Annotated in this window: 8 protein-coding genes; 6 read left to right on the top strand and 2 right to left on the bottom strand. The window is 49.1% G+C overall.

The features are described from left to right. From HOJ95_01445 to HOJ95_01435, 3 genes are all read left to right on the top strand, one after another. The coding region (locus HOJ95_01445; GenBank protein MBT6393346.1) for a hypothetical protein at positions 1-503 on the top strand (503 nt) is incomplete at its 5' end. A 248-nt stretch (positions 504-751) separates the two neighbouring features. After that, entirely contained in the window at positions 752-1,747 is a 996-nt protein-coding gene (locus tag HOJ95_01440; protein MBT6393345.1) for a tripartite tricarboxylate transporter substrate binding protein, read from the top strand. A gap of 340 nt (positions 1,748-2,087) precedes the next feature. Next, positions 2,088-2,984, top strand: coding sequence for an EamA family transporter (locus tag HOJ95_01435; GenBank protein ID MBT6393344.1), 897 nt, complete (start codon positions 2,088-2,090; stop codon positions 2,982-2,984). A 74-nt stretch (positions 2,985-3,058) separates the two neighbouring features. Here the strand turns inward: HOJ95_01435 and HOJ95_01430 are convergent, their stop codons facing one another. Next, on the bottom strand, positions 3,059-3,265 hold the full coding sequence (locus HOJ95_01430; GenBank protein ID MBT6393343.1) for a cold-shock protein: 207 nt from the start codon (positions 3,263-3,265) through the stop codon (positions 3,059-3,061). A 362-nt stretch (positions 3,266-3,627) separates the two neighbouring features. Continuing rightward, positions 3,628-5,130: a DEAD/DEAH box helicase gene (locus HOJ95_01425; protein ID MBT6393342.1), complete on the bottom strand. Its 1,503-nt coding sequence runs from the start codon at positions 5,128-5,130 to the stop codon at positions 3,628-3,630. Positions 5,131-5,556: 426 nt separating this feature from the next. On the opposite strand from HOJ95_01425, the gene HOJ95_01420 reads away from it, so the two are divergent. The 3 genes from HOJ95_01420 (at position 5,557) to HOJ95_01410 (ending at position 9,522) form a co-directional block, all read left to right on the top strand. Beyond that, the gene (locus tag HOJ95_01420; protein MBT6393341.1) at positions 5,557-6,165 is read left to right on the top strand and encodes a VOC family protein; all 609 of its coding nucleotides are present in this window, start codon (positions 5,557-5,559) and stop codon (positions 6,163-6,165) included. 72 nt (positions 6,166-6,237) lie between these two features. Further along, entirely contained in the window at positions 6,238-8,481 is a 2,244-nt protein-coding gene (locus HOJ95_01415) for a xanthine dehydrogenase family protein molybdopterin-binding subunit (protein MBT6393340.1), read from the top strand. Between the two features lie 903 nt (positions 8,482-9,384). Continuing rightward, on the top strand, positions 9,385-9,522 hold the full coding sequence (locus tag HOJ95_01410; GenBank protein ID MBT6393339.1) for a hypothetical protein: 138 nt from the start codon (positions 9,385-9,387) through the stop codon (positions 9,520-9,522). Positions 9,523-9,597 lie beyond the last annotated feature (75 nt).

Genomic DNA, 9,597 nt, shown 5'->3' with positions numbered 1-9,597 from the left:
GTGCTTTTCTAGCGCAAGGGCTTCGTCCTGGGCCCTCCTTGTTCCAGGAAAATGCACCGACCATGTATGCAATTTTCACCCTTCTCCTTTTGGGAAATCCCATCATGTTGCTGGAAGGGTGGTTTTTAACAGGACTGTTTGCCCGGCTGGTTACGATTCGCCAATCCATTTTGATACCTCTTGTCCTGATTTTCTGCATGGTAGGCACTTATGCATTTCGGGGTAATGTGGATGACGTGATAACGCTGGTGATATTTGGGGCCTTTGGTTATGCCTTGAGAAAGATGCGGTATCCAATGCCACCTTTGGTAATCGGCTTCATCCTTACGCCGACGGCAGAGGAGTCGTTCAAACAAGCCTTATTACTTTCTCATGGAGATTATTTAACTTTTTTGACGAAGCCGATTTCGGCCCTGTTCCTAGTGTTGAGTGTGATGATGCTCTTCCGTGCGGCTTGGAAGCCGGTTGGTCCGTCAAGACCTTCTGCGGAGGAAAAACAATAGCTAACTGCTATGTGAAAGGTAATCGCTGAAAGTTTTTTTTATTTTGTTCGCCCTGAAGTTATTGTGTTTAACAGTTAAGAGAGAATGTCAGTTTATTGCAAGCATGGTAAGATAAGCCACAATCACCAATTGTTCACTTACTGGGTAGTGGAAGCACAAGTCGAATGGCTGATACCTCAAGGGCAGCCAACTTTGACTGCATTCGGTGCCGAAGTTTTTCGAGTTCAACCTGTATAGGGGGAAATAGCATGAATCGACGTCGTTTAATTTCTGTGTTTTCCGGCTTGTTGGTATTGGTTCTTGTGTTGGTAGCTCCTCTTTCGGGCGAAGGGGCTAGCTACCCGTCTAAGCCTGTTAAGGTCATTGTCCCCACGGGGGCGGGTGGCTCACACGATATGCACGCCCGAGCGCTTTCAAGTGTGATGCATACCTATTTGGGCCAGCCATTGTTGGTCCAGATCATGGGCGGTGGCGGCGGTAAACGAGGCATGACAGCTATGAAGCGCGCCAAGCCCGACGGTTATACCCTCGGGATGGGCAGTTCTGCCATGATGGTTGCACCTCATGCACGTGACATGGGATTTGACCCATTAAAGGATTTCATTCCGGTCTATTCGTTGAATGAAGATCCCACCATGTGGATCGTTAAGGGGAACAGTCCCTGGAAAACGCTCGACGACATCGTCGAGGCTGCGCGAAAAAATCCAGGAAAAATTAGCTTCGGATCCTCTGGAGCCTATCGGAACAGCCATCTCTTGATGATAGCAGTCGAAAAAGCCAAGGGGGTCAAGTTCAACCATATTCCTTTCCGGGGCGGGGGTAAGGCCTTTCAGGCGATGTTGGGAGGTCATGTTGACGTGGCGGTGGCCAATCCTGCAACTGGTGGATCTTTAGGTCGAATGAGAAAAGGCGAGTTGCGGGCGCTCGGTATCACTACAAAAAAACGTGACTCCCGTATGCCAAAAGTCCCCACTTTTCTGGAGCAGGGGGTGGATTTCGTTTACGTGGGCTGGCGCTTTTTTGTGGTACCCACTGGCACACCCAAGGACCGGATAATGGCTCTTGATGCTGCCTTCAGGAAAGCGGTGAAGGATAAATCTTTTAACCGACTCGTCAAAAAATTTGGCACGAAGAGCATGCCTATTCATTATGGCCCCGAGTTGACGAAAAAGTTCCATTCTGTCTATACCTACAACGGTAGCCTTTTTAGGAAGTTGGGGATTAAGAAGAAAAAAAAGAAATAGCCTAGTAGACAATCCCTGTAATTTTTGGGAATCGGAAAATAAACAGGGGGTTGTATTTCTTGGGTTTGTCTGACCTGGAAATATAGAAGGCTCCTAATTTTAAACATAAGGGCCCTGGTGGAAGCCAGGGTCTTTATGTTTTTCTCACTTAGCATTTGAGAGACTAGGAATATTTTTCCATTAAGGTATTTTTTGGTTTTTTTCTCGTTGCCACTCTCTGGTTGAGCTAGGGACAAGGTGTCGATGATTATCTCGGAGTAGCTTCTCACCGTAAAATAATGCCTCCTTTTTGGTGAAATGCTCTTCGCTCTTCGGTAGATGTGGGTGTATCTTCTTGCTTATGGCAGAATTATTTTCCAGCACAGGAAGCGGTATCGTTTTAGCGGTTGCATCATCGGTTAGCTACGCGGGCACACTGATCCTGCTTCGGCGCGGCATGCAGACGGGAAGTTCGACGGCAGCCATTCTTGTCATCGACATCATTGTCGGCACAGGTGCGCTTGTCATCGCTTTATCTCTTGGAACCCTCCAGTCGGCTTCATTGGTCCAAATTTTCTGGTTTGCTCTGAGTGGATTCTTGGGGGCCGGAATCGGAACCATTACGCATTTTATCGGCATTGAGCGAATCGGGGTTAGCCGAGCCACTCCGATTCATTCTGCCTCTCCGATCTGGGCTGTTTTTTTTGCCATGCTGGTTCTTGGGGAGCGTCCCCATGCTCCGATAATAATAGGAACGATTTTGATCGTCCTCGGTGTGTGCCTGCTGGCCTGGCCTGATAGGGGGGACGCGCCCGGGCTGAGGGGTTGGATCGATAATGGGTCGCTTTATCCCTTGGTGTCATCGGTGGGTTACGGGATATCGCCTGTTTTTATCAAGATGGCTTTTGCGCACGGCAGGGCACCTTTTTTGGGTATTGCAGTGGCTTTTTGGGTCGGACTTGGTGTCATGCTAGTTGGAAGACGATTTCTCCCAGGAGGCGGAGAGATAGTAACGGATCGTAAAAGCCGGAAATTATTTGTTTTTGCGGCGTTGTTTAATCTTGCCGCCTCGGGATTCCTCTGGTCTGCTTTTTCGGTAGGAGATATTACGATTACTCTTCCTCTGAGTAGAGTAACGCCGCTTTGGGTGGTGTTTCTCAGTGTTTTCTTTTTGAAAGACATCGAGAAGGTAACCATTCGAATATTATTTGCCGCGATTATTATTGTTTCGGGCGGGGTTCTTATTTCCGCATCATAAGTAAATTGATAAATTGAGATAAAAAAATGGCGACCGGTTTCGGCCGCCATTTCTACGAAGCTCTTTTTAGTGATTTATCCAGCTTTTACCACATTCTGAGCCTGAGGTCCCTTAGGTCCTTGTCCAGCTTCATACGTAACAGAGTCACCTTCGCTCAAGGTCTTGAAACCCTCCCCGGCGATGGCAGAGAAGTGAACAAACAGATCATCGCCCCCATCCTCTGGAGTAATAAAACCGAAACCTTTTGAATCGTTAAACCACTTCACCGTACCTGACGCCATCTTTTTCCCCTTGACTGGAGATTAAAAGGATTATGCTGATGAATGGAGCTTCTTTCAGGAAGGGAACCTCATTCTATCTGCATGACCAAACAAGCCCTTCCCGCACTGAACGTGGAAAGACCACCTAACTCTACCCGAGCATTTAAATTGGTGCAAGTAAATAATGAATATACTCATTTTTTTTCAGTTTATTTCAAATTAAATATACGACTATATTTCAACGAGATACAGGTGTTTTCCCAACATGAAGCACCTGTGTGTCCATCGCCACGCATTTTTTCTTCCGTATACGAAATTACCCCGTTCAAAACGATAAATTGTCAATGGCATTTGTCTCGGCAAAAAATGGGTCTATGAGCTAGTTATGCCGCAGAAACACGGCTCCGAGGCCGGCGTTTTCGGCGCGTTTTAGGTGCGTTGGGCGCGGCCTCATTAGATGTAGAGCGTTCCTTGGATATTCCCTGATATTTGGAATTTGACCCATTTGCAGTCGACCCGCCTGGGGCAGTCTGCTGCTTGGGTGTGTTTCCACCCGATGCGGAGCGACGTCGACTAGGTCGAGAAGGCCCTGACGCATCCCGGCGTTTGGACGCCGGACGCCCAGAAGGAGAGGGCCGCCTTGATGAATCGTGTCCCTTGGAAACTGAAGTGCTCTTGTGGGGGTGATCTTCGACGACGGTTATGGGGTGTTTCGTTATCCGCTCAATATTGCGTAGGAAACTCCGCTCGGAGGCGTCGCAGAAAGAGAATGCGACGCCCTCGGCTCCAGCTCGGGCGGTTCTCCCAACACGGTGGACATAGCTCTCAGGGATGTTGGGTAGTTCATAGTTAACGACATGGCTCACACCCGAGATGTCGATGCCTCGTGCTGCAACATCGGTGGCAACGAGGACTCTGGCACGACCATTTCGAAAATTTTTGAGAGCGCTCTGGCGAGCACTTTGGGTCTTATTGCCATGTATGGCTTCCGTCCGAATACCTACTTTTTCTAGTTGCTCGGCGAGGCGGCTTGCTCCTCGTTTCGTGCGCATGAAGACAATCACACGGCTCATGTCGGCGTCTTGGAGTAGGTGCGTCAAAAGGGGTCTTTTGTTAGGCGTATCAGTGAAAAATACGCGCTGGTCGACCTGCTCAACCGTGATGGTTCTCGGTGAGACCTCGACACGAACGGGATCGTTTAGTATTTCCTTAGCCAGGCGTGCGACGTCGGCGGGCATGGTCGCCGAAAAAAGCATTGTCTGCCGCTTTTCGGGTAGGGCCCCCATGATTTTCCGCACATCAGGAAGGAATCCCATGTCGAGCATTAGGTCGGCCTCGTCCAAGACGAGGTGGGAGATCTGATTGAGCCGGACATGTCCCTGTTCTTTCAAATCGAGCAGGCGCCCCGGTGTTGCTACTAGTATATCCACCCCATTGGAGAGGGCGCGGACTTGGGAGTGCTGGCTTACGCCGCCCAGAATGACGGTGTGGCGAAGTGGTAGGTGTCGCCCATAGGTACGGAAGCTCTCCTCGATCTGGATGGCAAGCTCACGCGTTGGTGCCAAAATGAGGGCGCGCGGGAGGACACGCGGTGTGGAGCGTCTGCGATTTTTGCCCCCACGATCTCCTCTGCCACCGGTGTTTCTGTTCTCGTTGGGGATATTTTTCTCCCCTGTTTGGCCGGCGGAAAGGTGTTGTAGGATCGGTAGGGCGAAGGCGGCTGTTTTCCCCGTGCCGGTCTGGGCGATGCCGAGTAAATCCTTTCCGGCAATGAGTTTCTCAATGGTCTGATCCTGAATAGGGGTCGGATGGGCATAGTTCTCCGTGCGAAGGGCACGCAGAAGAGGCTCGGCCACACCGAGATCGGTGAATGAGCGTTGAGTCATGAAATAGAACTTCCTTCTGCCAGGATTCGTCGCCTCTTTGGGCAGACGCATACATCGTGGCTAGTACCGCTTTCCACGCGCATCTGGAGAAGACGGAGGGTAACTGGATAGGACTCGGGATGAGAGGCGCTTCCGATCGCTGGGAAGCACAACGCGCGATCGCGAGAAATGTCAGTGGGGTTTATGCGCCCCCGGCGCCCGAATGTCAAGGGGACGTGAGCAGGGGTTGTTAACGGTTGGGATGGGGTGAGCACCGTTTGTGTTTATGGTAAAATAGCATTTATTAAAAAAAAGGGTGGGTTTTTCGATATTCATTGGCTGATATTGGAATGAAGGCGAGGCAATTTTGCCACAGATTGCTCAGGTCGTGCGCGACCCTTGTTTTGTTAAAGAGCTTTGCTCGTAATCGTAGTGGGGGAGAATCCTATGGAGCGTCCTAGGTTTAAATTTAAAAGTCTTGACCATTTAGCCATGAAAGTCCGCGATTTGGAAAAATCGATTGATTTCTATGTAGGTCTTCTTGGCTGGCGCATTAATGATGGGAAGGATAACTCGGGATTTTTTGGCAGGCCAAACCGGTTCGTTTCGTGCACAGATCGGCATCATACCATCAATATGTTCGAGTTTCGGCCCAAGGATGGCTCATGCGATCCACCTGTGGGGAACACCCAGGATAATGACCAATTCGGAATCATGCATTTCGCATTTGAGGTGGAGAATAAAGAAGCGTTTGACGCCTGGGAGGCATATCTGCGCTCGAAGGGAGTGGAATTCGTCTACGGGCCCCTCCTTCACAGCCTCAACCATCCCGAAGGGGACAGGAGGTCATTCGGTGAGAATCGAGCGATGTACTTCACTGACCCGGATGGTAACGTCATTGAAATTTGCTGTGACATGATGCGGCTCACTGAGGATGGAGAGGTGGACCGGGAATGGCACACCAAGAGAGTTCTTCGGGATGGCTATGATCCTAAAGATGTTCCCGTATCAAGAATTCACAACTTCAAGTATGAAGAGGAAGAGGCAAATTCCTGACGTGGATTTTTCCTTTCGGTACTAAATTTAATTATTGGGAATTGTTTGAAGTTAAAAATTAAGGGGAGTGCAATGGGTGAGTATAAGGTGGCCGGAAAAAGTTTGACTCGGATTGACGTCCCGGATAAGGCTGTGGGCAGCACTCGTTTTGCGTCAGATACTCCTCGTCCCGAGCGCACACTTTGCAGTCTTGTGTTGCGGAGTCCTCATGCCCATGCCCGCGTTCTTTCAGTGAATGCGGACCGAGCACGCAAAATTCCTGGTGTTCGGGTTGTGCTGACCCGGGATGAGTGTCCGAATATTCGCTTCGGGGGAGATGTTAAAGATCAGAGTTGGCTCGCCAAGGATGGATATGTCCGCTATGTGGGAGAACCGGTTGCCCTTGTTGCTGCCGAGAATATCGATGCCGCAAAGGCGGCGCTAGAGGCTATTGATGTCCACTACAAGATCTTGCCTCCTTTAAAGGATGCGATCTCTGGGAAAAATAGCACTGATCTGTTGGTCCATGATGATTGGAAAGAGCTTGGGCTGGAGTCTAAAGGTGGCGGCAGAAATGTTATCGCAAGTTTTGAGAGGACGATGGGTGATATCGAGGCGGGTTTTGACGAGGCCGACCGCGTTTATGAGCACACTTTTAAGACTGAATACGCCCATCCGGGATACCTGGAACTTCACAGTGTCTTGGCGGACGTAGGCGGAGACGGAAAAATAACGATATGGACTTGTACTCAGTCCCCATTTGAAATTCGTGACGAAGTTTGCGAGGCGCTTGGACTTCCTCAAACAAAGGTTCGAATCGTTCCAACTGAACTGGGTGGCGGCTTTGGTGGAAAGACCAGAGCCGTTCTTGAGCATCTCGCTGGTCTTCTCGCCCTTCGCTCAGGGCAGGCCGTCCGCATGGAAATGACTCGTGAGGAAGATCATCAGGCTGGCAGTTTCAGGCATCCCCATACATTTGTCATTAAAACGGGTGTAAAGAACGATGGCACGCTAGTGGCTCGTGATATGGACGTAACGATGGAGCAAGGTGCCCATGGGAAAAAAGCCGCTAGACAATGCAGCAGCAAGATAGAAATGGCCTCAAGTATGTACCGAATTCCAAATGTTCGAGTACGTGGATGTACGGTTTACTCGAATGGACCTTTGGCGGGGCCTGTTCGTGCGCCTAGCGGTCCTCAATATCATTTTGCCACCGAGGTTCAGATGGACATTATTGCCCGGGACTTAGGGCTAGATCCCCTTGAGATTCGTCGCCGCAACGAACTCCGTAAGGGTGATAAATCCCTGGCTGGCGTCCACCGAGACGGGGGGATGAAGTTGGTGATGGAGCGTATCGCGGAGGATGTGAATTGGGATGAGCCTTTCCATCTCCCGGTGGAATTAGAGGGAGATGGATGGAAGGCAGGCCGTGGATTAGCCCTTGGTTTTATGCATGGTGCTGGCGGTGCCTCAAGTTGTTCCATACGTCTGAACGGGGATGGCACGTTTCAGATCATAGCGGGAACGATTGATATGAGTGGCTCGAGTACGGGTCTCAGTCAACTTGCAGCCGAGGAACTTGGCGTCAGCCTGGACGAGGTTCGATACGATTGTGGAGATACGGATGTCGCTCCTGAGTCAATTCGGGCGACGGGAAGTATGGTTACGCGCTCGGTGGGCTTGGCGGTTCTCAAAGCGGCGAAAGACGCGAGGGAGAAGATATTTCAGGTTGCTGCTGCGAAGCTTGAAGCTTCTCCCGATGATTTGGCGGTTGAGGAGGGAAGGGTATTTGTCCGCTCGGCCCCGGATCGCTCCATGACTTTGGCGCAAGTTTCGGCGGCATCCCCGAGTACCGGAGGTTTTATTATAGGACAGGGAATGAGCGAGGCGCCGACCACCTGTCCCGTATATACCTCTCAAATTGCCGAAGTTGCTGTCAATCAAGAACTTGGCGAAATACGGGTGCTTCGGCTCATCGGCGCACAAGATGTCGGTTTTGCCATCAATCCTCTTGCCATAGTTGGGCAAATGGAGGGCGGTATGCTTCAAGGACTTGGTTTGGCGCTAATGGAAGAGCAACCTCGACGAGAAGACGGGAGCCTTGAAGGCGAAAGCCTGCATGATTATTTGATGCCGACCAGCATGGATGTTCCCGAAATGAAATCGATTATTGTGGAAAATCCGGCTGATGACACGCCTTACGGTATCCGTGGTGTCGGCGAGCCGCCAATTGTTGCCACTGTGGCGGCCATCGTAAATGCAATTCAGGATGCCGTTGGAGAGCCGTTTTTCTCCTTGCCCGTTAAGCCTCATCAGTTGCAAAAGACTAGGGCCTAGGTTTGCGAAATATTGAACTGTGAATTGGAGGCTGTGTTGTTTGCCCTGCAAGGCTAATTCGTTATGGTTTTCTTGCCATTTACATCTTCTGCCGGGGTAGTTATTCCGTATAAGGCATATATCAGGGTGAGGCTCGTTTATCGTATTTGGTAACTCGCCCAGGGGATGTTGGTTATCGCCTGGGCGTCGACTTACTTTTCGAGTCAGTCATCCAACTCTTTTTGAACGGAGTGGTTTTTGGGTATATAGAATTTGCAAATGAGACAGAATGATTTTTATATATTTCGTTGTGAAAAGTGAGTGAAATGAAATGCTAACTGCCATCAGATGTTTTGATGGCGCATGATTCTAGCTCAATTTTATAAATCTTTGTCTTATTCGGATTAAGTCCCCTTCTCATATTACCGATAGACTCCCACCCCCAGTAACTTTAAGAATAACGTTTAATTTAGATATCAATTGAATTATTCAGATATTTGGCTCTTTTGTTCCTATTATTAAAATAATGAAAATCTAACACAATCCTTTTAATTCTATAACGCTATCTAATTGAAATTAAATTAAAGTCCGAAATTGAAATTAGGTAGCATCAATTTAAAACCAATTCTTAAACCAATTTTCATCGTTCAAATTCTTTACTGTCTTGAGACAGTTACGAGACATTTCTTGAGACGTTTTAATGTCTCAATGAGTGAGACGGTCGCGATAATTAAACTAGCAGTTTAATTATTTCTGCTTATTAAACAATGGGTTGAAGTTTTTTTGTCTTTTGGCACGAGCGTTGCTTTAACAGTGGGACATGAGTAGTAAATGCCTGAATGAGGCAACTTCAGAGTTTTGTAAGAACTTATGGGTGATTTTCAGGTTATCCATCACCTTTTTTAGAGTAGGGGGAAATGAGCCTTGAGCGAAGAAACCGAGATGGACGAAACTATTCGAGAGTTTTTAGTTGAAGCCCAGGAGAACATGGAGCAGGGCTATAAGGACCTTGAAGCCCTCCAAGCAAATCTGACCTTGCCCCTTCAAACCGGTCCAAGCTGAAAGAGAGGATATTCGATACTCTTTTGGTAAGACCGCCCAACCCGGGAGGGGATTTAGATGAGCAAGAAGCGCCAT

It is taken from the genome of Nitrospinaceae bacterium (assembly GCA_018669005.1).
GTDB lineage: Bacteria > UBA8248 > UBA8248 > UBA8248 > UBA8248 > UBA8248.
The sequence above is the reverse complement of the archived record's forward strand: the minus strand, read 5'-3'. Positions and strand labels throughout refer to the sequence as shown.